Origin of the sequence: Pseudochrobactrum asaccharolyticum (assembly GCF_003314995.1) — a bacterium.
GTDB lineage: Bacteria > Pseudomonadota > Alphaproteobacteria > Rhizobiales > Rhizobiaceae > Pseudochrobactrum > Pseudochrobactrum asaccharolyticum.
Genome location: NZ_QNRH01000015.1, coordinates 13,759 through 37,490, shown reverse-complemented (window position 1 = coordinate 37,490; position 23,732 = coordinate 13,759). Strand labels below are relative to the sequence as shown.

General features: G+C 47.7%; 36 protein-coding genes. 24 read left to right on the top strand and 12 right to left on the bottom strand.

Annotated elements, in window-relative coordinates; genetic code table 11:
• Nucleotides 1-2 precede the first annotated feature (2 nt).
• The 10 genes from DFR47_RS20505 to DFR47_RS20460 all read left to right on the top strand — a co-directional run bounded on the left by DFR47_RS20505 (nucleotide 3) and on the right by DFR47_RS20460 (nucleotide 5,373).
• Nucleotides 3-1,046 carry a major capsid protein gene (locus DFR47_RS20505; protein ID WP_113946374.1) on the top strand — a complete coding sequence of 348 codons (1,044 nt, stop codon included), beginning with the start codon at nucleotides 3-5 and terminating at the stop codon, nucleotides 1,044-1,046.
• Between the two features lie 51 nt (nucleotides 1,047-1,097).
• Entirely contained in the window at nucleotides 1,098-1,358 is a 261-nt protein-coding gene (locus DFR47_RS20500; RefSeq protein ID WP_113946373.1) for a hypothetical protein, read from the top strand.
• Between the two features lie 5 nt (nucleotides 1,359-1,363).
• Entirely contained in the window at nucleotides 1,364-1,852 is a 489-nt protein-coding gene (locus tag DFR47_RS20495) for a DnaT-like ssDNA-binding protein (RefSeq protein WP_113946372.1), read from the top strand.
• Nucleotide 1,853: 1 nt separating this feature from the next.
• Nucleotides 1,854-2,264 (top strand): DnaT-like ssDNA-binding protein, encoded by a 411-nt coding sequence (locus tag DFR47_RS20490; RefSeq protein ID WP_113946371.1) that lies wholly within the window; start codon nucleotides 1,854-1,856, stop codon nucleotides 2,262-2,264.
• Between the two features lies 1 nt (nucleotide 2,265).
• Nucleotides 2,266-2,673, top strand: a complete 408-nt coding sequence (locus tag DFR47_RS20485) for a hypothetical protein (protein ID WP_113946370.1) — start codon at nucleotides 2,266-2,268, stop codon at nucleotides 2,671-2,673.
• Nucleotides 2,674-2,676: 3 nt separating this feature from the next.
• Nucleotides 2,677-3,732: a phage minor head protein gene (locus DFR47_RS20480; protein WP_113946369.1), complete on the top strand. Its 1,056-nt coding sequence runs from the start codon at nucleotides 2,677-2,679 to the stop codon at nucleotides 3,730-3,732.
• A complete protein-coding gene (locus DFR47_RS20475) occupies nucleotides 3,729-4,139 on the top strand; it encodes an HK97 gp10 family phage protein (RefSeq protein ID WP_113946368.1) in 411 nt (136 codons plus the stop codon). Before DFR47_RS20480 ends, DFR47_RS20475 begins: the two co-directional genes overlap by 4 nt.
• On the top strand, nucleotides 4,139-4,564 hold the full coding sequence (locus DFR47_RS20470) for a phage tail terminator-like protein (protein WP_113946367.1): 426 nt from the start codon (nucleotides 4,139-4,141) through the stop codon (nucleotides 4,562-4,564). The genes DFR47_RS20475 and DFR47_RS20470 overlap by 1 nt, the downstream gene beginning before the upstream one ends.
• Nucleotides 4,565-4,590: 26 nt before the next feature.
• A complete protein-coding gene (locus tag DFR47_RS20465; RefSeq protein WP_113946366.1) occupies nucleotides 4,591-5,058 on the top strand; it encodes a hypothetical protein in 468 nt (155 codons plus the stop codon).
• Nucleotides 5,059-5,133: 75 nt separating this feature from the next.
• The gene (locus DFR47_RS20460) at nucleotides 5,134-5,373 is read left to right on the top strand and encodes a hypothetical protein (protein WP_113946365.1); all 240 of its coding nucleotides are present in this window, start codon (nucleotides 5,134-5,136) and stop codon (nucleotides 5,371-5,373) included.
• Here the strand turns inward: DFR47_RS20460 and DFR47_RS21925 are convergent.
• The 5 genes from DFR47_RS21925 to DFR47_RS20435 all read right to left on the bottom strand — a co-directional run bounded on the left by DFR47_RS21925 (nucleotide 5,326) and on the right by DFR47_RS20435 (nucleotide 7,493).
• Nucleotides 5,326-5,811, bottom strand: coding sequence for a hypothetical protein (locus tag DFR47_RS21925; RefSeq protein WP_170137587.1), 486 nt, complete (start codon nucleotides 5,809-5,811; stop codon nucleotides 5,326-5,328). The two genes, DFR47_RS20460 and DFR47_RS21925, sit on opposite strands and share 48 nt — an antisense overlap.
• Nucleotides 5,812-5,934: 123 nt before the next feature.
• Nucleotides 5,935-6,342 (bottom strand): helix-turn-helix domain-containing protein, encoded by a 408-nt coding sequence (locus DFR47_RS20450; protein WP_113946364.1) that lies wholly within the window; start codon nucleotides 6,340-6,342, stop codon nucleotides 5,935-5,937.
• Nucleotides 6,342-6,635, bottom strand: a complete 294-nt coding sequence (locus tag DFR47_RS20445) for a type II toxin-antitoxin system HigB family toxin (protein WP_113946363.1) — start codon at nucleotides 6,633-6,635, stop codon at nucleotides 6,342-6,344. Before DFR47_RS20445 ends, DFR47_RS20450 begins: the two co-directional genes overlap by 1 nt.
• Before the next feature lie 295 nt (nucleotides 6,636-6,930).
• A complete protein-coding gene (locus tag DFR47_RS20440) occupies nucleotides 6,931-7,152 on the bottom strand; it encodes an amino acid transporter (protein WP_113946362.1) in 222 nt (73 codons plus the stop codon).
• Nucleotides 7,149-7,493 (bottom strand): Arc family DNA-binding protein, encoded by a 345-nt coding sequence (locus tag DFR47_RS20435; protein WP_113946361.1) that lies wholly within the window; start codon nucleotides 7,491-7,493, stop codon nucleotides 7,149-7,151. The genes DFR47_RS20440 and DFR47_RS20435 overlap by 4 nt, the downstream gene beginning before the upstream one ends.
• Nucleotides 7,494-7,611: 118 nt before the next feature.
• On the opposite strand from DFR47_RS20435, the gene DFR47_RS20430 reads away from it, so the two are divergent.
• The 5 genes from DFR47_RS20430 to DFR47_RS20410 all read left to right on the top strand — a co-directional run bounded on the left by DFR47_RS20430 (nucleotide 7,612) and on the right by DFR47_RS20410 (nucleotide 10,025).
• Nucleotides 7,612-7,791 carry a hypothetical protein gene (locus DFR47_RS20430; RefSeq protein WP_113946360.1) on the top strand — a complete coding sequence of 60 codons (180 nt, stop codon included), beginning with the start codon at nucleotides 7,612-7,614 and terminating at the stop codon, nucleotides 7,789-7,791.
• A gap of 39 nt (nucleotides 7,792-7,830) precedes the next feature.
• Nucleotides 7,831-8,568: an antA/AntB antirepressor family protein gene (locus DFR47_RS20425; RefSeq protein ID WP_210207359.1), complete on the top strand. Its 738-nt coding sequence runs from the start codon at nucleotides 7,831-7,833 to the stop codon at nucleotides 8,566-8,568.
• Nucleotides 8,565-8,783 carry a hypothetical protein gene (locus tag DFR47_RS20420; RefSeq protein WP_113946359.1) on the top strand — a complete coding sequence of 73 codons (219 nt, stop codon included), beginning with the start codon at nucleotides 8,565-8,567 and terminating at the stop codon, nucleotides 8,781-8,783. Before DFR47_RS20425 ends, DFR47_RS20420 begins: the two co-directional genes overlap by 4 nt.
• Nucleotides 8,784-9,053: 270 nt before the next feature.
• Nucleotides 9,054-9,635, top strand: coding sequence for a Panacea domain-containing protein (locus tag DFR47_RS20415; RefSeq protein WP_113946358.1), 582 nt, complete (start codon nucleotides 9,054-9,056; stop codon nucleotides 9,633-9,635).
• 3 nt (nucleotides 9,636-9,638) lie between these two features.
• Nucleotides 9,639-10,025 (top strand): hypothetical protein, encoded by a 387-nt coding sequence (locus tag DFR47_RS20410; RefSeq protein ID WP_113946357.1) that lies wholly within the window; start codon nucleotides 9,639-9,641, stop codon nucleotides 10,023-10,025.
• 51 nt (nucleotides 10,026-10,076) lie between these two features.
• Here the strand turns inward: DFR47_RS20410 and DFR47_RS20405 are convergent, their stop codons facing one another.
• Nucleotides 10,077-10,313, bottom strand: coding sequence for a hypothetical protein (locus DFR47_RS20405; protein WP_113946356.1), 237 nt, complete (start codon nucleotides 10,311-10,313; stop codon nucleotides 10,077-10,079).
• 128 nt (nucleotides 10,314-10,441) lie between these two features.
• Here DFR47_RS20405 and DFR47_RS20400 point away from each other — a divergent pair, with 128 nt between their 5' ends.
• Genes DFR47_RS20400 through DFR47_RS20390 form a run of 3 tightly spaced genes read left to right on the top strand, consistent with a single transcriptional unit; the run spans nucleotide 10,442 to nucleotide 14,027 of the window.
• On the top strand, nucleotides 10,442-10,858 hold the full coding sequence (locus DFR47_RS20400; RefSeq protein WP_113946355.1) for a hypothetical protein: 417 nt from the start codon (nucleotides 10,442-10,444) through the stop codon (nucleotides 10,856-10,858).
• Between the two features lie 8 nt (nucleotides 10,859-10,866).
• On the top strand, nucleotides 10,867-11,232 hold the full coding sequence (locus tag DFR47_RS22425) for a phage tail assembly chaperone (protein ID WP_425373340.1): 366 nt from the start codon (nucleotides 10,867-10,869) through the stop codon (nucleotides 11,230-11,232).
• A 14-nt stretch (nucleotides 11,233-11,246) separates the two neighbouring features.
• A complete protein-coding gene (locus tag DFR47_RS20390) occupies nucleotides 11,247-14,027 on the top strand; it encodes a phage tail tape measure protein (RefSeq protein WP_147245687.1) in 2,781 nt (926 codons plus the stop codon).
• A gap of 69 nt (nucleotides 14,028-14,096) precedes the next feature.
• On the opposite strand, the gene DFR47_RS20385 is transcribed toward DFR47_RS20390, so the two are convergent.
• The 4 genes from DFR47_RS20385 to DFR47_RS20370 form a co-directional block, all read right to left on the bottom strand.
• Entirely contained in the window at nucleotides 14,097-14,387 is a 291-nt protein-coding gene (locus DFR47_RS20385; protein WP_113946352.1) for a hypothetical protein, read from the bottom strand.
• 155 nt (nucleotides 14,388-14,542) lie between these two features.
• A complete protein-coding gene (locus DFR47_RS20380) occupies nucleotides 14,543-14,812 on the bottom strand; it encodes a hypothetical protein (RefSeq protein WP_113946351.1) in 270 nt (89 codons plus the stop codon).
• A gap of 181 nt (nucleotides 14,813-14,993) precedes the next feature.
• Entirely contained in the window at nucleotides 14,994-15,272 is a 279-nt protein-coding gene (locus tag DFR47_RS20375) for a helix-turn-helix domain-containing protein (protein WP_113946350.1), read from the bottom strand.
• On the bottom strand, nucleotides 15,269-15,595 hold the full coding sequence (locus DFR47_RS20370; protein ID WP_113946349.1) for a type II toxin-antitoxin system RelE/ParE family toxin: 327 nt from the start codon (nucleotides 15,593-15,595) through the stop codon (nucleotides 15,269-15,271). Before DFR47_RS20370 ends, DFR47_RS20375 begins: the two co-directional genes overlap by 4 nt.
• A 99-nt stretch (nucleotides 15,596-15,694) precedes the next feature.
• Here DFR47_RS20370 and DFR47_RS20365 point away from each other — a divergent pair, with 99 nt between their 5' ends.
• From DFR47_RS20365 to DFR47_RS20350, 4 genes are all read left to right on the top strand, one after another.
• The gene (locus DFR47_RS20365) at nucleotides 15,695-16,519 is read left to right on the top strand and encodes a hypothetical protein (RefSeq protein ID WP_113946348.1); all 825 of its coding nucleotides are present in this window, start codon (nucleotides 15,695-15,697) and stop codon (nucleotides 16,517-16,519) included.
• Nucleotides 16,520-16,526: 7 nt separating this feature from the next.
• Nucleotides 16,527-18,758: a hypothetical protein gene (locus DFR47_RS22260; protein ID WP_113946347.1), complete on the top strand. Its 2,232-nt coding sequence runs from the start codon at nucleotides 16,527-16,529 to the stop codon at nucleotides 18,756-18,758.
• Between the two features lie 66 nt (nucleotides 18,759-18,824).
• The gene (locus tag DFR47_RS20355) at nucleotides 18,825-20,204 is read left to right on the top strand and encodes a hypothetical protein (protein ID WP_210207358.1); all 1,380 of its coding nucleotides are present in this window, start codon (nucleotides 18,825-18,827) and stop codon (nucleotides 20,202-20,204) included.
• Nucleotides 20,204-20,665 (top strand): hypothetical protein, encoded by a 462-nt coding sequence (locus DFR47_RS20350; RefSeq protein ID WP_113946345.1) that lies wholly within the window; start codon nucleotides 20,204-20,206, stop codon nucleotides 20,663-20,665. The genes DFR47_RS20355 and DFR47_RS20350 overlap by 1 nt, the downstream gene beginning before the upstream one ends.
• A 23-nt stretch (nucleotides 20,666-20,688) precedes the next feature.
• Here DFR47_RS20350 and DFR47_RS21650 read toward each other — a convergent pair whose 3' ends face one another.
• Both DFR47_RS21650 and DFR47_RS20345 read right to left on the bottom strand, forming a co-directional pair.
• Nucleotides 20,689-20,997: a hypothetical protein gene (locus DFR47_RS21650; protein WP_147245685.1), complete on the bottom strand. Its 309-nt coding sequence runs from the start codon at nucleotides 20,995-20,997 to the stop codon at nucleotides 20,689-20,691.
• An 86-nt stretch (nucleotides 20,998-21,083) separates the two neighbouring features.
• Nucleotides 21,084-21,719 (bottom strand): glycosyltransferase family 2 protein, encoded by a 636-nt coding sequence (locus DFR47_RS20345; RefSeq protein ID WP_170137586.1) that lies wholly within the window; start codon nucleotides 21,717-21,719, stop codon nucleotides 21,084-21,086.
• Nucleotides 21,720-21,917: 198 nt separating this feature from the next.
• Between DFR47_RS20345 and DFR47_RS20340 the strand changes: the two genes are divergently transcribed.
• Nucleotides 21,918-22,667 carry a glycosyltransferase family 32 protein gene (locus DFR47_RS20340; protein WP_147245683.1) on the top strand — a complete coding sequence of 250 codons (750 nt, stop codon included), beginning with the start codon at nucleotides 21,918-21,920 and terminating at the stop codon, nucleotides 22,665-22,667.
• A 57-nt stretch (nucleotides 22,668-22,724) separates the two neighbouring features.
• Entirely contained in the window at nucleotides 22,725-23,486 is a 762-nt protein-coding gene (locus DFR47_RS20335; RefSeq protein ID WP_113946342.1) for a glycosyltransferase family 25 protein, read from the top strand.
• Nucleotides 23,487-23,732 lie beyond the last annotated feature (246 nt).

Genomic DNA, 23,732 nt, shown 5'->3' with positions numbered 1-23,732 from the left:
ACATGCGCTATTTTTCTTCTCAGCTTCTCAACAGTTCACGAGTTCACGCTGACTGGTGGAATGAAGTATCGGCAGATCGTGAATGGTTCCACAATGCCGAAGATCAACTTGCATCAGTCCGTAATCAGGCTGCTATCTTGCCGCGCGATGCATGGCTCGAACTGGATGGGATTACCCGTCGCGTGATGCGTAACGATGAAGGTCAGGCTTATATGGCTGATCTCATGCCGTTAGCAAAAGCGGTTAATATCGGCAAGCTGGTGCATTTGAACCGCGTATCTTCGGATGCCGGTGCGGTTACCCGCTCTCTGTCCGGTCAGGTGCCAACGCCGGTCGATAAAGTCACCTATGACTATCGCGGTACACCGGTGCCAATCTTCTCGACCGCTTATGGCCGCGAATGGCGCGAGTGGAACACCCTGCAGTCTGAAAATTTTGATGCTCTGTCGGATGATCAGGAAGCACATACCGCTAAAATCCGCCGTGATATGGCACGGTATGCTCTGGATGGCGATTCCACAATCGCTGTGAGTGGCTACACCGCTTACGGTATCCGTACCTCACCATACTCCAAGGCTATCAATCTCGGTTCTGCTGCGGGTGGGGCTAATATTGATCTGACCACTGCCGGTTCTGATGAGGTTGATACCTTCATCACGCAGACGCTCGGCGCGATGCTGGATGCCAACCTGATCACTGGCAAGGTCAATCTGTATATCTCGCCGGAGATTGGCCGCAACTTTGACAAGTCATATTCCGGTTCGACTGGCTTCAAGGGTGGTACGCTACTGTCGTATTTGCTGACCAATCGCCGGATTAACAAAATCGTGGTGACTTTTGAGCTGAAAGGAAACGAATTCTTCGGTTTCGTGCCTGATGCTGAATACATTCGTCCGTTGATCGGTATGGCGGTGAACACCACGGCCAAGGTTCGCTTGAACCCGTCAGACAACTACCAGTTCTTGGTCATGGGGGCGATGGGCTTGGAAATCCGTGCCGACTTTAACGGTAAGTCCGGTGTCTTCTATTCCACACAGGTCAATTGATGAAACTGCCCGGCCAAAGCGCCGGGCTTTTCATTTGGAAAGGGTATTCTCATGCGTGTGAAAATCACGAAGCCGGGCATTTACGGTGCATCCGGTGAAATTGAAGTCGGCACCGAACTGACGCTCAAATCTGAGCCGAAGGGATGGGAAGGGCGTTATGAAATCATTCAGGGCGATGATGATGGCAAGGCTGCCATTACTGCGAACCGTGATGAACTGAAAAAGCAGGCCGATGAGCTTGGCGTTGAGTATGCAAAAAACATCTCAAACGAAAAACTGCAAGAACTCATCGACGCGAAACTGGCGGAATAACGGATATGGCGGGTTACGGTACAGACGAACAGTTTCAGCGATGGTTGGCTGATAACGGCTATACACTGACTTCGGATGCACCGGCCCCCGCTGTTCTGCGTCAGCGAGGCAGTCAGTATGTCGATGCTGTATATGGTGATCGGTTTATCGGGCGCGTTGTGACATTTGATCAGGAACGGGCTTGGCCGCGTACTGGTGCATCCCTGCGCGGAACGGCTATTCCCGACAATGTAGTGCCGCAGGCGGTTATCTACGCCTCGTTTGAGGCTGCCTATCAAGAAGCGCGAAATCAAGGTGGTTTGAATGCCATTGGCTCTGCATCTGGCGCGGTCGTGCGCAAGAAGGTTGGTGAGCTTGAAGTTCAGTATTCAGGTGCGCAGAGCGATGGAACGGCATCTTTCTTAACGCCGCTCATATCCACGGTTGATGGGATGCTTGCGCCATATCTTCGTAATGAAACATCTAACGGCCTACTGGTCAGATCGGTGGGCTGATATGCCGATTACTCCGTCAATAATCAGCTATGCCAATGCTGATCAGTTTGCCGCCCACTGTGATGCCGCTGGACATCATGCAGGCGAATACACCGACAGCATCATTGAGCAAGCTCTGTGCCGCGCTAGTGAGTTTCTGGACACAACTTATAGCCCTCGCTTTATCGGTGAGACTGCAACCTTCGGGCAACCACTTGCATGGCCGCGCAAACGGGCAAAGTTTCAGGGACGTTTTTTTCCCGACAATGAAATTCCTGAGAAAATCGTCGCCTCTGTTTGCGAATTGGCCTTCATGTCCCTGTCAGAAACGAACGACGATCAAGGGCGTGCGGTAATCGAAAACCTCTTATCTGGCCTAATCCACTCAGATCAATCCGGAACAGCAGTATTTGGCTCTATATCACAGGTGTAATATGGCAGCATTTGACTATGGGATGATGCGCGATACTGCGCTTGAGCTTTTGGCTGAGTTTGGGGCAAAAGCTGAGCTTTCACGCATTGAGACAGGCGATCCGAGTGATTGGCAATCATCGGCCGGCACTCAGTCAACTTATGAGGTCACAGTTGCCATGCTGCCGGTCAGCGCTGGCAAGGCTGACAATTTCGACCTTAAGTTTGAAGGCAACTTCACCATGCAGCTAGCCAGATTTGGCTACATGGCTGTGCAGATGAAGAAAATCAGCGGTAAGGGAGCAGATCGTATCCAGCCGCAACCGACCGACATCATCAAGGTGAGCGGTGAGGAACTGGTTGTAATCGGCTCGCGTGATCTCAACCCTGCCGGAACGCCGGTCTATTACTCATTCGCAGCTAAGGCGTAATTCATGACATATCGGCTATCCGCAAAGCAGCGCCGACAGCTTGATGCACTGACAGCGCGGTTTGAGCCGGTTGTGCGTGATGCCTTTCTCGCTGTAGCAGATCAGATTATTCGTGATGCTGATTTTACCAGACTGATGAAAGCGATTGAGACGGGAAGTGTCCGCGATGTTCTCCGGTCTATCGGCATTCAGGCCGGTTCGTTCAATGCGTTGGGTGATGCGATGGCAGTGGCCTATGCAGCATCCGGCACTGCGGCTATGGCGATGTTGCCGCTTGTTCGTGATGCGCGCGGCTTCAAAGTCAACTTCCAGTTTAATGCCCGTAATCTTCGCGCAGAGCGCCGTCTGAGTGGCTATTTGAGCGGATTGATACAGGATTTCACTAAAGAGGCCGAAGCCGCTACACGGGCAACCTTGGCCGCAGGATTGAAGGCAGGACGCAACCCACGACAGGTCGCCCAAGAACTGATCGGGGTTTACGATCCGGCGCAGCGCAAGCGGGTAGGCGGTGCACTGGTACTCAACCGCAATCAGGCCGAATATGTCCAACGTGCGAGAGCTGAATTATCAGCTGGTAATCCGCAGGCATTGGCAAATTATCTAACCCGAACGCGCCGCGATAAGCGGTTTGATGGAACAGTAATGAAGGCCATGCGAGGTGAGATTGAACTATCGCAAGCCCAGATCAACAAACTGACGCTGCGGTACTCCGAGCGGTTGTTGATCACACGCGCAAACACCATCGGCCAGACCGAAGTTATGGAGGCTTTGAACTCTGCCCGTATGGAAGCCGGTTATCAGGCTGCAGAACAGGCCGGTGTCGATCCGGATCAAGCGGAAAAGGTCTGGATTGCCACGACTGACAGCCGCACACGCGATCAGCATGCTCATATGAACGGTGTTTCAGTGGTTGGCATGGACACGCCTTTCACCATGCCGGACGGCACGCAGATGCAATATCCGATGGATAACAGCTTAGGAGCAGGAGCAAGCCAAACAATCAACTGCCGCTGTACTTATTTCGTGCGCCTCAATTTCTTTGCGAGGAAAGACCGATGAACTTCGCAAGACAGGTCGGCGCGTTTCATCAGGATGTGATGAAGCTTATTCTCGCTGTGTTCCAGACCAGTGTGCAGTTTATGGCAGAGGATATTGTGAAGACCTCGCCGGTCGATACCGGATTTCTGCGCAATAGCTTTCAGATCACGCTCAATACGCTGCCGAGGATAGGTGATACGGGTATCGGCCTCGACGGGATATCGGGTGCGGTGGCAAGCATCAAGTTATCCGACACGGTTTATCTGAGTTTCACAGCTTCCTACGCCATGCGCCTCGAATACGGGTTTGAAGATATGGACAGCCTCGGCAGGCTCTACAACCAGTCTGGCCGGTTCTGGGTGCGTGGTGCCGCGCAAAATTGGAACACTTATGTCGAGCAAGCCTTTAGAAAGGCGGGTGCAGTCTGATGATTTACAAAGACATTATGGCCGCACTCTACACACGGCTATCACTGCTAAATACTGAAATTCCAGTCGTCTACCAGCTTAAGCGTTACTCGCCTCAAAATGGGGGTAGGGAGCCGTTCATTCGGGTGAACTTGTACCGCAATAAGCCGCAGCGCTTAACGATGGGCGAGGGCAATGTCAGCCTGCACAAAGGCATTCTGCAATGCACAATCACCCATATTCCCACACAAGCCGATTGGATTAAGTCAGAGGGCGATTATCTCGCGCTTGGTGAAAAGCTGGTCGAGCATTTCCCCGCTGATCTCACGCTTTGGCACGGGGCTGCCCAAGTTCGCATTACTCATATACCCGAAATAGGCACGATCTTTTCCGAGCCTTCTCAAGTCACGCTGCCGGTTTCGATCTACTGGCAGGCTGATCAGTAACATCAACTTTTATAGAGGTTTCCGTTATGGCAACAAATAAAGGCATGACTTTTTATGTCAGTAAAACCCCGCAACCACAGGATATGGCGCTGATAGAGTTCGAGGCGCTCACTGACTGGGTGAAAGTTTCGCTTGTGTCTGAGGTCGGTGAGTCTGGCACGAATACAAACATTGTCGGTCTTGATACAATGGACACAGAGTTCACGCAGAAAGGCAAGGGTATCTCCAATGCAGGCGATTTCACATTGACCTGTAAGCTGAAAACCGGCGACGCAGGCCAAGAGCTTATGAGTGATCTTGCGTTGACCAATATGAACTACGCATTCAAACGGGTATGGAATGACCAGCTCACGACAGGCGGAACCGGTACAACGATTTATGATCGCGGCATTATTGTTGGCCCATTGATTGCCGGTGGAGGCCCAGAAGATTTCCCGACACGCACATGGACATGCGGCTTCCAGCAGCGCTGTGTTGAAGTTCCTGCAACCTAAATAAAACCCCGCTATGCGGGGCATGCCTTCGAGACAGGCAGGGGTAGGCGGTAAATAACTGTCAGGAGATGCTTAATGAAAGAACATTTTGATCTAATTGCCATCCCTAAAGGTCAGATTCCGGGCGGCCCAATACAGGCATCAGATGGAAGTTGGTACATCGTCCTTTCAGCCAACATGGAATTGGGCGATGCCATTAAAATGATAAAGCGGCACAGGGCGGGACGACCGATCAACGATGCCGAGTTTATCAAAGCATCCAAGGAACTACCCGAGCATATCAGTGAGGAAGTTGAGGGCGTCGGGCGCCTTTGAAATTGCAGTGCCAAGTCCATCTACGGCCAATTTGCCGAGTGCCTCAGCAGGGAGGCTTTTCACTTTGTCGATGAGAGCTGATTTTACAGATTGGTCGCCATCCGCCTTCTGAATTTTGTCTATCACAAGTTGCCGGATAGTATCTTCATGAAGTTTTACCGTTACGACCCCCAGAATAGCAGAGAGTCCACCGTCATCAGCGATGAAGTCCATACCTGCTGCTGTAATCTTCGCAGCATCTAGGGTAATTTCTCCATCCATGAATGTAGATAGCGTGAGGTCAATTAGATCATGCTCATCTAGATAAGCTAGATTAACAAGAAGCCGATTGTCGGCTTGTTCCCCAAACATTTCGGTAGGTTTAACGGAGCGCGGGTAGGCGCTTTGCAAAGCTATTAGAATTTGGCGTTGGAACCCACGATCCAGTAACTCACCCATAAAAAACCCCCGTTTGTTTAAGCAAGAAAACAAACCAGAGTCGTGCAAGAGAGTCGAGCCGAATAAAACCCCGCTATGCGGGGCTAGTCTTCCTTGATATGAGATGGATGTGGAGTTTCAACGTTAGGTTGCGCTGGCTTTGTCTCTCTGGTCATCATTCACCAAATGATACGGCTGTATGAGAACCTCTGCAGGAATGTGCCAGTCTCTGTTGAGCTTGAATGCCATATCCATAGTAAGCTGGCGCTTTTTGCTCAGAACTTCGGAAGCTCGAGAGCGTGATCCGATTACATCAGCAAGGGCGGCCTGCTTGTATCCTGCCATATTCATGTGCGCCTGAATGGCTTCGATAGGGTCGGGTGTCGTAATAGGGTAGTGCTTATCCTCATATGCTTCAATGAGAGTAGCGAGGACATCGAAGCGGTCGCCATCAGGGGAGCCTACTTCTGGTTCATTCTCGAAGTATTTGGTAATTTCGACAATAGCCCAATCATAGTCGGCTTCGGTTTTAATAGGACGAATATTTTCCATCACACCTTCTCCGGATTGATTTTGTCATACTCTTTATGTGTTCCGACAAATTTGATGAGAACACGGTGAAATTTGTAAGCCACATGTACAACGATGCGGTACTTGTTGCCGCCGATGTCAAAAATAACGCGATTGTCGCCAACAAAGTCTGCGGAGCCAAACATAGCCTTGATATCCTGTGGGCCAGACCATTCGGCCTTGCTTACTGCTAGATACCAAGCCGTTAAAGGTGCCTCAGCTTGATTGTGTTTAACCCAGAAATCTTTGAGTGCTTTTTTGGCTATGATCTGCATGACTTTATATAGCGTATTCCCATTTTGGGAACAAGTGATAATTCCCAAAATGGGAAATAATTATTCATTCTCAAATTGAGGATGTGCATCGCAGTGATGCAAACCTGAGTGATTCACAGGTTATAAAAATAAAACCCCGCTAGGCGGGGTCTTTGTCGTTGGTAAGGTACGCCCTCAATTTGAGGACGTGCAAAATGTGGCAATTATCGTATGTGATTAGCGAAGTAGACGGCTGCACCTGCAAGGATAAGGCCAGCAGCAGGCATGATCAGCAGGGATAGGATTTCCAGTGTTGTCATGGCTTCAACCTCTTAAGAACATTGCTCGCTGCATAATGTAATACAGCGGACACCAAAAAACAAACAAGGCTGACAAGCATTAATATCAGCGTTGGCCCTGTTTGGTTGTAAAGGCTTGATATTATTGGCGCAAAACCACCGACGGCAAAAATGGCAATGCCTACGCCGTTTAGGTAAGTCGCCAGTAGTTTAATGCGCTCGTTGTGAATCAGGCTCATTCGTCGGCCTTGGTGGGAGAACTTGGCTGCTTTTCATCTTTAGGTAAGTGTTCAATCTCTTTTGATGAGGGCTGATCTATGCCTTTTATGAATGCTTGAAATTGAGGATTTTGAGTTAAGGTAACGAGTTGCTGTGCAATCGCTTGAAACCCTTGAACGGTATTTACTGTACCTTGAACCAAGGGGATGTCCATCCCGAACGAAGCCTCAAGACGGGATACAATCTCAGCATTCATTGATCGGTTATTATTTTCCGCAGCCTCACGGATGCGGTCACGCATACCGTCCGGTAGGCGTACGATTACTTTATCTAAAGAGCGGCTTGGCGTGTCCTGTGTCATGTCAGCATTATATGTGGCCTAGTGCCATAAATAAATATTGGCCTTAGGCCATATATTGGCTTGACGACAATATGGCACTAGGCCATATTAATAAGATAAGCAATGAAAGGAGTTATACTTGTCGGAAGCTAAGACTGAGCGTGTTCCCATCATGTGGGAGCCATCTTTGATAAAAAAGATTGATGATTATCGCTTTGAGCAGAGAATCGGGGCGAGAGCCGCAGCTGTTCGAGACTTGGTCGAGAAGGGTCTTGAAGCCATAGAAAACGAAAAAGCCGGATCGCCTACCACAGCATAATCCAGCTTTTTCATAACAATTGAAACGATGAGGTATCAAATGCCAAATAACAATACTGCATTCCCTGCCGTTATGGAAGGGACTATCGGATCAGAAACAATCCAGACGGTTAATGCTCGTGAGTTACACTCATTTCTTGAACTTGGTGTTCGCTTCAATGATTGGGTCTCTCGCAGGATCACGGAATACGAATTTGAGGAAGGAAAGGACTTTTACTCGGAATTGAGTAAAACTACATCCGGTGGCCGACCGAGCCGCGAATACCATATCTCGTTGGATATGGCGAAAGAGCTTGCCATGGTAGAGCGCAACGAAAAGGGCAAGCAGGCTCGTCAGTATTTCATCGAATGTGAGCGCCGAGCCAAAAATGCAGTTGATCCGGTTGCAGTTCTTAATAATCCGGCTGCTATGCGGGGTTTACTTCTTACGTACAGCGAGAAGGTTATCGAGCTTGAGGGTCGCATTGAAGCGGATAAGCCGAAAACTCAGTTCTTCGATCAGTTCATGAACGCTGACGGTCTTTATGGCCTTCAAAATGCAGCGCGGGCACTTAATTGCCGGCCAAACCTATTCATCCGTTGGCTGAAAGAGCATTATCTGTTTTATCAGGGCGGCAATCTGGTGGCGCGTGTTCAGTTCATCCAGATGGGCATCTTTGAAGTAAAGACTACTCTGATCGATGATAAGGTGCGGCCGCAGGCGTTTATCACTCCTAAAGGGCTGAAATACCTTAATGAACGCGTCCCTGATGACCTAAGAATGAGGGGCGCAGCATGAACCGTCGCTCTTTCCTCTGTGCTGCACCGGTTGCAGGTGCTGTCATTGCTGCCCCTGCTTTGGCGCTTGCAGCGTCAAGTCAGGCCATGACACTTGAAGAACTCTGCGAATACCATGCTGCAAAGCTCTGCGAAGCAATGCAAAAGCTGCATGGTGGTCATTGGGATTCTTTTCTTGACCACAAAGTAAGATGCGGGCTTATCCGGCAGCGATAATGATGGCTTTGTCCAACTACTGTGATTTAGCAATGACAAAAGAAGGCGGCTCAGGCCGCCTTTTTGTTAGGATCGCGGCATAACTGCATAAATGTACTTTACTAGTAGTGATGGAAATGCCGAGGGGGCAATGACAGGGCATGAGTTGGATGTGATCGACCGATCACTTATGAAGGTTGCAGGGCGTCATCAAATTAACCAGATTGACAGTTATCTTTAATAATCTGTAAATTTGTAGTAAGGCGTCCTCAAACGCGGGGCAAGAATCAGATGGAACGCAAAAAGGCTGAGATAGCTAACCTTGTGCCAAACATAGACAAAATTATTGCAGCTATCAGCTATATTATAAAAGCTGCTAGCGAGAATAATCATGTCGTTACGCAATATGATATAGTAAAAACTATGTTTCTGGCCGATCGAGCTCACCTTAACAGATATGGTCGGCTAATATCATCTGATAATTATGTTGCTATGTATCATGGGCCAGTGCCTACGGTAGCTTACGATATTCTAAAACGTAACGCGCATACTATGCGAATGTATAATCTTGATGAATTGCCTTGGGATATGGAAAAAGGTGAGCGTGGTCTTTTTATATACTCAAATAGTGATGTCTCGTGGGTGGATGATCATCTTTCATTGAGTGACAAGAAGGCGCTAAACGAAGCGGCAATTACTGTCAAAAGCTTGGGGTTTGGTCAAATTAGACGGCTCACTCATGAAGACCCTGCTTATGTAGACGCTTGGGAGGATGATGGTGACCGTAAACAATACCCGATGAGTTTAGGGTTGTTATTTGAAGTCCCGAACTTCGATAAAGCGCGTGAACTTCAAGACATATCTGGATTGTAAGATATGGATTTTGAAGTGGGGGACATCGTGCTCTTTGAAAGCGCGGTGGCGGGGAAAGCAAAATTTCACTTTTGTTTCGTCTTCAATGGCGGAAATTCAAAATATGGCTTTATGTTCCTGAATTCAGAGGGGGAATATGAGGATCATTTCGCTATTGATTGCCAGCGAATACCAGAAATGAAAGAGTCGAGATCAGGCCGAACCGTTTTTAGCTGCCCAACAGTTATTCAAAAATCAAAAGCCGAGCTTGAAAGATTAAAGCCAAGAAAGATATGCACTCTTCCCAGAGATGTAGCGCAGGAGTTCTTGGAGTTTTCTAAGACCATAGAATCTATGGTTGGTATACACCTCCATGCGTTGGTCAAAACACTAAAGGCTCTTAGTGAGTAAGCTGCACTAGCGATAATTGCATAATAAAAGAAGGCGGCTCAGGCCGCCTTTTCATTCCTCCGTTAGAGTATCAAGCTTTTCAAGTTCCTTGAGGGAGTGAGATTTACTAAAAATACTAAAGCCAATAAACACTCCCGCAGTGATAATAGCCACAGCAAAATCAAGATTAGCCCCTTTTACACTCTGCAATAAAATGCTAAAAATTGCGCCTGCAAAAAGAACGACACTCATGTTTGCATACATTGCTGAGGTGGCCTTAATTTTTTCTATTTTACTAGGTTTTACCATTCTAATCTCCATAAATTTTATACAGAACATCACATGGAGAAGTTAATTTACGATTAGGTGGTTACGGATATTGCGTAACCTTACACAGCCTCGCTCATGCGGGGCTTTTCTTTTTTAAAGGACAGAAAATGCCTAAAAACAAAACCTCAACTAAGCGCTCAATTCTTGGCTTGGTCGATTACAACACGCCGATCCGGTACGAGCTTAAAAATCCTGCTAATGGCACAGGCCTTGGTGTTTTCTTTGATTTGGTTTCGATTGAGTCCGATGTTGCAGTTAGTGTGTTCCGTGAGCACCTTCTACAGCCGGACATTAGCCAGAAAATCGCAGGGAATGAGCGCCTGACTATCGGCATGCAGGTTGCGCGTGAGCGCATTGCGGCGGCGATTGTCGGTTGGGATTTTAACGGCAATGTTCTTGAGGATGGCGATGAAGATGAGCCTGCTCTTACCCTTGAGAATAAGATGAAGTTGCTTTCAAAAGACTGGATCCAGAAACAGTTGGACGCACAGGTCAGTAAAATCTCAAATTTTATGAAACGCTAAAGGATGATCTGTGCACGGCGGTTCGTGATCATATTCGATACGACACGCCGGATCATAACGGTGAGACGCGACGGCAGCGTTACGCACGCGTTGACGAGCCGTCGCCGCACATCGTTATCCCTTTAGCGGGCAGCTACCTTTGGGAGTGGTTTTTCGACCTGTCCAACATGAGGCAGGAAGCTGACAAGCGCATATCTGTTGCTGATTATGATGCATGGTCTCGGCTGACTGGTCGGGGCATGAAGCCGTTTGAATTCAAAATCCTGAAAGCGATGGATGAAGCTTACATTTCCTCTTTCCGAGGGGAGATTAGAGACAATCAAGCCCGAATAGACAGGCACAATGAAGCGGCGGCAAGAATGCGTGGCCGGTGAAGCATGAGGTCGCTATGAGTACCGCTATTTTAAATATCAGTGTTAAATTAGACGGCGCTGAGGCTGCTGACAGCAAGCTAAAAAGCATTGAGGGTCAGTCAAAGCGCACAGAGAGCGCTACAGATAGCCTTACCGGCTCGTTTGGCAAGTTGGCATCTGGACTTGCTGCGTTTGCTGCTACAGCCTTCACAATGGATAGGGTTGCTACAACAATTGCAGGCTTTGAGCATTCAATGTCTGCCGTTAAAGCGATCACCCGCGCCAATGCCGATGAAATGATTGCTCTGCGCGATGTAGCCAAAGAGCTTGGATCGACTACGGAATATAGCGCGTCGCAAGCTGCCGATGCTCTTAAGTTTCTTGGTATGGCTGGCTTTCAGGCAAAGGACTCGATAGCCGCAATTCCTGATGTACTCGATCTTGCGACTGCATCGTCTATGGGGCTTGCAGAAGCTGCTGACATATCCAGCAATATTATGTCAGGCTTTGGTTTAAGCGCTAATCAGGCTGGTGAAGCCGCTGATATTCTTGCTGCGGCATCGACACGAGCGAATACTGATGTGCTGCAACTTGGCGATGCAATGAAGTATGCCGCTCCTGTGGCTCATTCGCTTGGTATCTCTATGGGGGATACCGCCGCCGCTATTGGCGTTATGTCTGATGCTGGTATTCAGGGATCACAGGCTGGCACAGGTCTGCGCGCTGTTCTTGCCTCTCTGGTAAAGCCTTCCAAGGAAGGGGAGGTGGCACTAAAGGCAATGGGCTTGACAATGAAGGATGTCAACCCGCAAACAAAGTCGCTGGCGGACATCTTCAAGCTGTTGCAGGAGCGGGGTCTAAACGCAGAAGCTGCAATGATGCTGTTTGGTCGAGAGGCTGCCAGTGCTGGTCTCGCCATGGCCGGAGCATCAAGCCGATTAGGCGAGTTAAGTACGCAGTTGCGAGACGTTAACGGCGAAGCCAAGCGTATGGCTGACACTATGCGCGATAACTTGCAGGGAGATTTTAACAACCTCTCATCCGCAGCGGAGGGGTTGATAATTGCCCTTGGTGAGGCCGGATTAGAATCTGTGTTGAGATCCACCATTCAGGCTGTTACTGACCTTGTTGGTGTGTTCTCTGATATGGCCGTATATCTACCAGAAGCTGCGTATGTTGTGGGCACCCTCGCCACTGCATTCGGCGTTAACCTAGTGCTCTCTTTGGGGGCTACAGCAGCGGCATCTTTTAATGCGGCCGCATCTATCGCAGGGTTAACAACGACAGCCGCAGCCAGCACATTAGCAATTAACACCCTTCGTGGGTCTATAGGGCTTTTGAATAGTGCCTTCACTGCTATGGGCGGGCCTGTTGGTGTGATCATTGGTGCTCTTGGGCTTGCTGTTTACGCCTTTAACCAGAGGGCACGCGAAAGTGCAGACTCTGCAAGATACTATGCTGAGGCAATAAAGATTGCCGGCGACAATAGTCAGGGAGCAACAGGCGGAATTGAGGCAGCAGCACGGTCACTCTACGATCTCGGTGCAGCAGCCACAGAAGCACAAAAAATAGTTGCCCTTGAGGCCGCTACTCGCCGTCAAGCTATTCTCATGGCCGATCTTGAGGAGGCTTACAACGCCGCCGGTCGCGGCCTTATCAATATCAAGACCGCTATGAGCGGAGCGTATAAAGAAGCTGGGGAGCTAATTCATCGATTTAAGGGCGGGGAAATATCTGCTGAGGAGCTTACCTCTGCTCTTGATAAATTAGCGGCTACCAACCCGTCATTTGCTGGCTGGATTGCAGAACTACAGAATCTTGCTAAAAACGCTGCCGCCGCTCGGGGCGAAATAGCCGCTCTCGCTCAGTTTGGCCCTAACTTGCCTGAAGGATGGGGCGAGCAGCAAGGGCCACAACTTCCTGAAGGCTGGACAAAACCAACAAAAGTGCCAGAGTTAAATCTTCCTGCATCAGGAGGAGGCCGAGGCAGCTCCGGTGGCGGCTCCGGCACTAGCGAAGCCGATAAAATCGCCGATGAAATGAAGTCTCGCCTTGAGGCTTTGAAGTCTGGCCTGCAATCCGAGATGGAAGCCAAGATTGAAGCGTACGCCAAGGATATGGAAACTCTCAAATGGTATCTTGATAACAAAAAGATGACTGAAGAAGAGTATGAAATGTTCAAGGATCAGATTCAGGAGAAAGCATTTGAGCGCGCATTGACTGAGGAAGAGCGCCAAATATCTGAATATGAACGACAGCTTGAGATGCTTAAAAACTTCCTAGAGCAGAAGAAAATAACAGAGGAAGAATATAATAGGTGGCGTGAGCAAATAACTGCAGAGCATGAGCAGAAAATGCGCGACCTGCGAATGATGGCCTATGCTGATGCCCTTGGTGGCATTGGTGATGTTATGGGGGCAATGGCTAGTGTAGTTGGATCGAATAATGAAAAAATGCTCAAGGCACAGCGTATTTTCGGTGCCGCATCTGCTTTGATTAGCACCTATGTCGGCGCAGCAGAGGCGCTGAAGTTAGGTTTTCCGCAAAACCTTGCGGCTATGGCTACTGTGTTGGCAAAGGGTATGTCCTTGGTTGCGGCCATTAAGTCCGGATCGAAGTTATCGGCAAGTGGCGGGGGCGGTAGTGCCGGCACCACCCAAGCCGCAGCACCACGGGAAAAGGCACCACTCAGGCAAATGGCGCAGATCACCTTGCATGGTGGCGAAATGCATTCAACTGAGGCTGTTGCAAAACTTTTTGGAAAAATGAACGAAATGATGAAGGATGGGTATGTTCTTGATGTGAAGGTGACGTGAGTATGAAAAACTTAATACCGTAATCATATTTAGCTGTGAGATACGGTATGAAGCGCATCGATATTGCAGTTACTTAATAAATGCGTTCGCCTTTTCTCGATAGCGATCCGAAATAATTGTTAAAACTTTCTTTTGATCAGGGATGTTCGGGTTTTGACTTAATTTATGCATGTGGTCGGCAATACCATGCAATGACGCGGCTGCTTGCTCTTTCGTTAGAACCTTCGCATCAACAAGGGATTGGATGAGTAGCGTTGTGCTATCTACGGTTGCCGATATGATTGCCATATCATTGGTAATTAACTGCTCTATTGCTTCTTTCACTTTACCGCCTCGCTGTTTGTTTTCAAAAACATGCATGCGAACCACGTTTAACCATTGAATGCAACTAGAACCCGCAACCTCGAACGGTGATCCGCCTGATTGAGAAAATCAACGATGTTCAGAAAGACGGACACGTGATTAGCTGGAAGGGTATTTAACAGGAAGGAATAGATTGTTCTTTGTCGCTGTAATCAAAGGCCAAGTTGTGTACGAAGCCACAGGGCTGCGTTCGGCATCTGAGATAGACCCTTTCTCAGATCTTCCGTTAACAATCGTGACAGCATTTCGACAGTTCCCGATTTAATTTTTGCTTTTAGAAGTTCCTTTATAGATGGCTCTTCTGATGATGCATCAACAGCATCAAGCAACAACTGTTTGATTGTGTCTTCGTGGATTTTAATGGTCACAAAACCTAATTCAGCAGTTAGGCCGCCGTCTGCACTTATGCAATCCATACCCATTGCTTGCCGTCTTTTTCAGATTTCTATGGGTCGCCAAATTGGCGCTCATGAGGCATCGCTTGCTCGGTGTTTAGAGCGGCAGAAACTGCTTACCGCTCGCGACGATGTTCGGTTGATTTGAATTTTTTATCGCTATCTGCGGTAGTCATTCTGCATATAGACGTTTTCTTTCTGGATCGGCTCATAGGTGAACCAAATTAATTTCAAGCTTAGAGCCTGTAGCCTCTGCATAGCGACGCAAGGTTGAAAGCGAAGGAGAAACACCGCCACCTTCAAGACGCGCAATAGCTGATTGTGTTGTGCCTATGGTCTTGGCAACATCAGCTTGTGACATTCTTGCTTTTGTTCTGGCCTTCACAAGGGCTTCGATAATGGCAAATTCTGCATCTGCCTTTTCATATTCCTGCTGGAATTCAGGATTTTGCATCAGGCGTTTTTTGAGTTCTGCAATCTTGGTCATGGCTTTACCTGCTTCATTCGCTGTTTCGCTATATCCAAGGCGCTTTTAGGCGTCTTCTGCGATTTTTTAATAAATACGTGAAGGACAACAACACGGCGACCCGTGACTGTAACATATAACCCGCGAGCAATACCTTCTGACGCTTTAGCGCGAAGCTCCCAGAGCTTTCCGTCTAGATGCTTCACATGAGGTTCATGCAACTGCTCAAGGCCGACTGCTTCGACCATTTCCATTAAACGGATAAGTCGAGCCTGTAGGCCAGCAGGTAGCGCCTCAATTTCGGCGTCTACATTTTCGTCAAGTGTTTCTACTGTCCATCGCATATGTGCTATATAGCGTAAAAGAGATAATCACGCAAGGTTGAGCTTAACCAACGCTGTTAATTAAGTGCACGGCATGCGCTTAAGGAGAGAACATCAAACATGACCATCATCATATCGCAAAACATGGTTGTCGCTTCGGCGCAGTCCGGCACAAGTGGCAAGCCGTGGTTTGCATGGCGCAACTATGTGACCCGCGGGAATGTTGTCGCCCAGTTTGAAAATCCACTCTTTCCGGCAAGCAATCTGGGCAACACCAATACTGCCTTGTCATGGCGCTCAACCTCACTGGATGAACAGACCGTTGATGTGGAATTAGGCGGTAGTGCACCGATTGATTACATCGCTGTAGCCCGCCACAATCTCGGCAGCACATTCTGCGAGATCAGTGTTGAAGCACTTATTTCTGGTTTGGAAAATGACGGATATGTTGAGCTTATCAATGGGCAATATCTTGGCTCCGATGAACCGGTCATTATCCGCTTTGATGAGATTTACCCCACGCGCATCCGTGTGAAGCTGAAACCGCAGGAAGCGCCGCCACAGGTTGCCATTCTCTATGTTGGCAAGCTCACGGTTATGCAGCGTGGCATCGCTCAGGAAGTGGTTCCGCTGCATTTTGCCTATAAAACAGAGGTTACAACAGGGCGCGCAGAGAGCGGGGATTTCCTTGGCCGTATCATCACTGACCAGTCCAAAAACGTGTCTTATACCTTTGAAATGGTTGATTACAGTTGGTTCAAACGCGAGTTTGGCGATTTTGCCAAAACTTCACTGACGCAGCCGTTCTTCTTTTCATGGCTTCCAAAACTTTACCCGGATGAAGTCGGGTTCGGCTGGCTCAACACCGACATTAATCCTGATGCTGCACATTATGCCGGCGGCATTCAGGTGAATTTCACACTGGATATATCGACAATCGCATAGGTGTTAAATGCAGCGTCTCGAATTTATTGAGATTGATATTGAATATTGCAGTCTCAATCATGGAGTGCTGCCTTGTGGCGCGACCGGCTCAAGCCCGTGTTTCAACACAAAATCGACTTGTCAGGCACGAACGAGCTTTAAGGCGCAGTCTGTCACGCTTCGCTTTGCAGTCGGGGCTTCTTATCTTCAATCATCTGGCATTGAAGTTACGGCGCCCTGTGTTGAGAGCGTATCCTATTCTGCCGGTGAGGTGTCGATTGGTGAAAATCTTGGCCGCAGAGCAAGCCTGTCCGTCACGATGTCGGATTTTTTGTGGTCTGATACCGGTCTTGGCTTTGATAAATATCATGCTCAGCGTGACTATAACCCATACGACCAAGGCACATTTTGGGGCAAGTTCTCGGCACGTCAACGCTATTTGCGTGGTCGCCCTATGCGATGGATACAGGGGCAGGTCGGGCAGTCGATTGATGCAATGGAAGTGCGCCACTTCATCATTGATAATTTCAATGGGCCGACACTGGATGGACGTTTTAACATTACAGCCAAAGATGTTTTGAAACTGGCAGACGATGCCCGTGTGAAGGTGCCAATCGCATCGCGTGGTTATCTTTTATCAGATATCAATGCCACGCAAACGACATTCACTATCGGGCCGACAGGTGCGGGTAATCTCGAATATCCTGAAAGTGGACATATCAATATCGGTGGTAAGGAGATTTGCACGTTCACCCGTTCCGGCGATGTGTTCACAGTGGAGCGCGGTGTTGAAGGCTCGGTCAATGTCGCGCACAAATCGCAAGATCGTGTGCAAGTCTGCCAAGTCTATGACGGTATAGACCCTGCAGACATTATTCGCGATCTGCTCGTTTCATATGCCAAGATAACGACTGAATATATCCCGATTGATGACTGGCGCGTTGAAACCGCAACATTCTTACGGCGGCGGTATTTCCGCATCATTGCAGAGCCTATGGGCGTGTCTAAGGCCATATCGGAGCTTATTCAGCAGGCCGGACTTATGGTGTGGTGGGATGAGAATACAAAGCTGATCCGTCTTAAAGTTATCCGGGCGATTGATACTGACGCTCGTGTTTATGATGATATGAACACGCTCAAAGGCAGCTTTAAACAAACGGAGAAGCCGGATACGCGTCTTTCTCAGGTGATGACTTATTACGGGAAGCGTAGCCCGTTGGAGCGGGATACGGAGCCAACGAGCTACCATTCCTTGCAGATGGATGTGAACCTTGAGGAAGAAACCAATTACGGCAGCGATATTATCAAGACGCTTCATGCCTCATGGATACCAGCATTCGGCCGTCCGGTTGCCAAGCGTATCAATGAAATTCTGCTTGGCCGGTTCGTAAACCCGCCACGGGAGTTTCAGTTCAGAACATTTAGAGGTGTCGATACAATCCCGCCAATGGCAGGCGATGGCTATCTGGTTTCATCGCGCATTCTGCAGGACGCAACCGGTGCGCCTGATCTTGTTCCGGTTCAGGTAACAAAAGTCGTGCCGAAGGCGGAAGGTTTTGACGTGAGCGCTCTTGAAATGCGCTTTCTGGACTTCTCTGAGGATGATCTGAATGACCGAACAATTACCATTGACGGTGACGTTTATAACTTCAACTGGCGGCAGGCTTACGACCGGCTTTATCCGCCACCGAAGCCGGAAGATGAAATAATCTGCATCATTAATGAAGGTGCAAAAGTAGGCAGTCAGATTTTCGGTCGGGCTGCCTTTATTGTTGGTGACTGGCCTTCCGATATTCCTCTGAAACTCTTTATCCGCGGTCGTATTCAAGGGCGCGGCGGCAATGGTGGCAATGGCGCTGGCAATGATGGGCACGCCACACATGGTCAGGCAGGCGGAACGGCTTTTTATACACGCAGACCTGTCATGATTGAGCAGTCAAACCAGATTTGGGGCGGCGGCGGTGGTGGCGGTTCCGGCACTTGGAAATATGGCGGTGGTGGTGGAGGCGGGCAGGGGTTTTCTGCAGGGCTTGGGGGCACTGGGCAGGGCGATGGTGCTGCGGGCACACCTGAAAGACCGGGGGCGGGCAATGGCGGCGGTAACGATGGTGCATATGGTGGTGCAGCAGGTCAGCCCGGCAAGCATGGCCTCGGTAATAGCTGGTCAAATGGCGGGGCTGCCGGTGCTGCAATTGATGGTTTTTCATTTCTAACATTCACAAACGGCCAAGGCGATGTCCGAGGCCCACGCATAAACTGAGGTATAAATATGGAATACTCAGCATGGCACAGCGTTATTCAGGACGGTAACGGCGCTGTTGTCCCTATGGCAAAGATCACCGTCCGCAACACGTCAACGGGGGCATTGGCAAAGCTCTATAGTGCCCGTGACGGCTCTGCACCCAAAGCCAACCCGTTTAATGCCGATGAAAACGGGCAAGTGTTGTTTTTCGTTGCAGGCGGCGCTTATACGATAAAGGCAGAGTTTGGCAATCAAGAACGCACGTGGCCGTTTGTGCCAATCGGAACGGCAGCGGAATATGATATTGATAGCCTTGCGCAATATCTCAATTCCGGCGTGGTCTATTTCCAGACCTATGCGGCACTTGTCGCCTATCTGCCGTTGTCGTTTCCATCGGCTGGTATCGTGCTTAATGACCCTGATCCTCTTAGGGATGGCTATTATACAAATGACGGTGCCGGTTGGGTGTTTGGCCGCACAATGCCGGATACAATTGCGAAATTGACTATTGCGGGCGGTGGCGTTAATACGCCGACAGCGGTGGTAGGAACCGGCGTCAATCCGGCTTCTCCATTGGTGTTTTATATTGATGTGGCATCGCCGAATACGGGGAGCGTAACCCTTAGCGTGACAGGACTTGGTCAGGGTGTTGTTCTCAATGCGGCAGGCAATCCGCTTGCAGCCGGTGAATGGCAAGGTCGCGTAATGCTGACCCGCGAAAGTGACGGACGCTATCGGATTATGAATGATCCAGCCTCTGCTCTATCGGCGGCTCAATCAGCGACACAAGCAACGCAGCAGGCCGACAGAGCCGAAAGCGAAGCTGATCGCGCAGAAGCTGCCGCTGGTGATGTTCTACACTCTGTCCAGTATGAGCCGCAGACATTAACCGAGCCTCAAAAGATGCAGGCCAGAACAAACATAGGTGCGTTTGCATCTCCGTCTGGCACGACTGCGGAATATGTGCGCGGAGATGGTACTCTGGCTACAATGGATAGCTCTGCGGTTGACCTTGGCAACGTCGCCAACAAGTCCGAAGCACAGATGACTGAGACTGGAGCTATTGCTGATGCTTTGGCTGAAAAATTTGATAAATCCGGTGGGACAGTAACGGGAAATATCGACGCGACAGGCTACATCCAAGCCGAGGGCGATATTGTCACCCAAGGTGATTTATGGGTTGGCGATAAAAACGTAATAGCTGAGATTAATGCGAAGGCTGGGTTTTATGCTGGCAGTGATCCTGATGAGGTTAACTACCCAATCGGCGCTATCTTAAGTTGTCACACCACCGAGAGCACTGTTCCTCTACTTAACGAGATAATTGTACCTAGGCTTCACACCAGTAAAAGGGTGGTTGCAAATTTCGGCTCTGGAGCTCTTTTGACTGGTGTGTGGGTAGGTATTGGACAGTCGATTGTATCTACAACTCAGTGGGGATGTTTTATTCAGAGGGTAAGATAATGATTAATAAAGTTTTTTCAGTACGCGCTGATGTTGATAATGTACTTGTATTCGATATGGATTATACAGGACCAGAAGGACGTATTCGTTCTGTTTACGCTTACCGAGCCTCTGACATCTACAGCCCATTAACACCAATCATCACACAATGGATTGCAGACAATAATCCTGAAATCCTGCCATATATCCCTCCACCCGAACCAACGGCGGAAGAACTGCGTGCACAAATGCCGGATAAAACCCCGCGTGAGTTTCGTGATATCCTAACCGATATGGGTATTTTCCCGCATATGGTGGCTGCAAAAATCAATGAAATCCCCTTTGATATTGAGCGTCAAAAGGCGCTCAATGCGTGGGAAGTTTCTACCTATATCAGCCGAACAGACCCGTATGTCGATATGATCGGCGCTATGTTTGATAAATCACCTGCTGAAATTGATGCAGCTTGGAAGGTGCGTTGATGCTTAAGATCAATAGTACCGGCTCATGTTTTTCTAGATTTTATTTTGGCCTGTAATATGCGCCTCAAAAATTGGTAGCAAAAACTTACGCCGCCATTATTTAATGCGATATACGTAAGAGATAAGAGGCTGAGCTTGTGTGTTTCTTTAAATACGGTGAGTACTTCCTTTAGTAGCATTGGTGTGTTTTCTTGTTTTCCGTCCTTGAGTATACCTTTTATTGCCGCGCGGGCTTGTACAGCAGCAAGGTAAGCTACAGCTGTATTTGATTTTTTGCATAATGGGCCGTGGATGGTTTCGTATCTTTTTCTCAGGTTATTGGTAGAACGCAAGGGTTCGACCTCAAGCTCTGGTTTTATACTAGATGTGATGCTGCCAGTACGCTGGCGATATGCGTAAAGCGGCTCATCAATGTACGCTATTTTTTTGATAGCGATGCTAGTAGAGGAGTAATATTGATATCTTCAAATATTCGTCCAACAGGAAATTCAGTGCCTTCAATAAATAAATTTTTATGGAATATTTTTAATGGAACGTGAAGATTTCCATTTTTTAAAATATCACAAAAAATACTTGCACTATCGGTTGAGTAATAACCGGCTGGTTTGTGATAAGTTTTAACTTCATATCCTATTGGAGTTCCGTCGGTGCTTAGTAGTTCGAACCACCTTAAACAATTGAATAATATCATATCAACATCATGGCTGTTAAAAGTAAAAAATATTTTTTCTACTGAACCATTTAAAATTATATCATCTGAGTCTAAAAACCATATATAATCGCCTGAAGATAAGCTTTTAAGAGTATTTCTAGCATAGCTTAAACCTTTATTGACGTCGCCTTTGATAAGCTTAAAATTTTTATTTTCCGTGATCGGATGTTTCTCGATTAATGACAATGTCTCATCAGTTGATGAATCATCGTACAATATGACTTCGCAATCATCTGTTATTTGAAGATTGACACTATTTAAGCATTCTTCAATATATTTTTCAACGTTGTATGCAGGTATAAGGATGCTAAGTTTGATGTTTTTTGCACAGTCTTTTGGCATTGATTCCTCGCTTATAGAGTGGCCAATCCTGTATATGCTGTAAAAGTATAAGTCACTACTTCGCGCTCTTTTGCCCCGCTTATGCGGGTGTTTTAAAATGCAATATTTTGTATTTAACATTAATTCGCGGCGGAAAGGCTCTTGCATATTACATAAAGAAGGCTAGTGAAAGAGCATGATGGGTTCAAGGTTTTAAGCATGTTAGTAAATACAGTTTGGATTGGTAAAAAATTAGGGCCTGTGCATGCCGCATGTTTACGCTCTTTTCTGCGACACGGCCATGATGTTGTACTGCATGCCTATGGAAAACCCGAGGATACTCCGGCTGGTGTTCGGCTCTTTGATGCCAGCAAATTAATGAGCGAGAATGAAGTATTTTCGCATAAAGAAACGGGGAGCCTTTCAATTGCCTCTGATGTCTACAGATATCGGATCCAACGCGAAGGTATGGGGTTGTATGTTGATTGTGATGTATTTTGCGTAAAGCCATTTACTGATCGTGAATATATTTTTTCTTGGGAAAGCAATATTCGTCTAAATAATGCAATCATTAAGTTCCCTCAGAAAAGTGATCTGTTGAAATCAATATTAAGTGCATCGGAAGATAATTATTTTATCCCCCCTTGGTTGCCTGCGAAAAAGCAGCGCAAGATGAGGTTTAAAAAAATGATTGGTCGAGGGAAGCATATTGCAGATCAAGATTGGGGAGTAATCGGGCCTGATCTGTTAACATATCATGTTAAGCGGCTTGGCCTTATTGATCACGCTGCGCCAATTCAGAGGTATTTTCCCATGTTTGGCGCTTTATCAAATTTGCTTCTCGCAGAGGGGTTAACAGTTGGCGATTTGATTACCTCGCAAACGGAAGGGTTTCACCTTTATAATTCTGGGCTTAAAATCAAAAATATCACGCCAAACACTCCTTTATACGAGATTGTTACGTCATAAAAAATGAGGTGGTATCCGTATCAATCTCTTTTAGTATAGAAATTTATAGGGCAAATAATGAAAGCATATCTCATTAACTTAGACAGGCGGCCTGATCGGTTAAAGCTCATGTCGGCAAAGTTAAATGAAATGGGGCTTTCTTTTGTCCGTGTTCCTGCATTTGATGGTATGGCTTATGCGGCAAGTGTTAAGAAGTGGGAATATTCTCTGAGGCCGGCTGAGTTCGGTTGCCTTATGAGCCATATACACTGCTTGACAATGATAGCAAACGGCAATGATGAGTATGGGATTGTACTTGAAGATGATCTGATTTTTTCTAGCGATGCAGGCAGATACTTGACTGATACAACATGGCTACCCAAAAAGGCAGATGTCATTAAGTTTGAGACTTGTGGTATGCATGTGCATGTTGAGAAAATTATCTCTCCTAAGCAAGGTGAGGTTAGTTATGGCAGGCTTAGGTCTGACCATTTGGGGGCGGCAGGTTTTATAATCACGAAGACGGCGGCGCAAAGGCTTTTAACTTTGTTGGGTGGATATGATAAGCCGATTGATGTTGCGCTTTTCTGCTTGAATGGCGGCTTCTTGAATGATTTTATAGTTTATCAGACGATTCCAGCCTTATGCTGCCAATCAGGCATAGATAGCACAATAAATCATGATCATGCTATCTGGGAGAAAAGCCACTCTTGGAGTGTGGGAGCAGTTAATATTAAAAAAAATATATCAATTTGGAGGCGCATAATAAGAGAGATTTTGCGTCCCTATAAAAGATATCAATATAAGAAGAATTCAATGTATATTGAATTGAAAGAATAAAAATCATTCAGACCCAGAAACTGAATAGCCGCCATAAGGCGGTTTATTTTTATTCCATGTATTGCATCTAAGTCGATTATCTAATTCCCAGAGGTAATTAAACCAGTCTTAATATCGGTTATATCGGCCGTGCTGTAGATGCATGTCTACATCAATTTTTTGCGCAATCAGGCCGCTTATGTCTGGCTATCGCCTTTTCTCTTCTCCACCGCTGTGGCGGTTTTTGTTGCCGTTAGTTGATTGTAT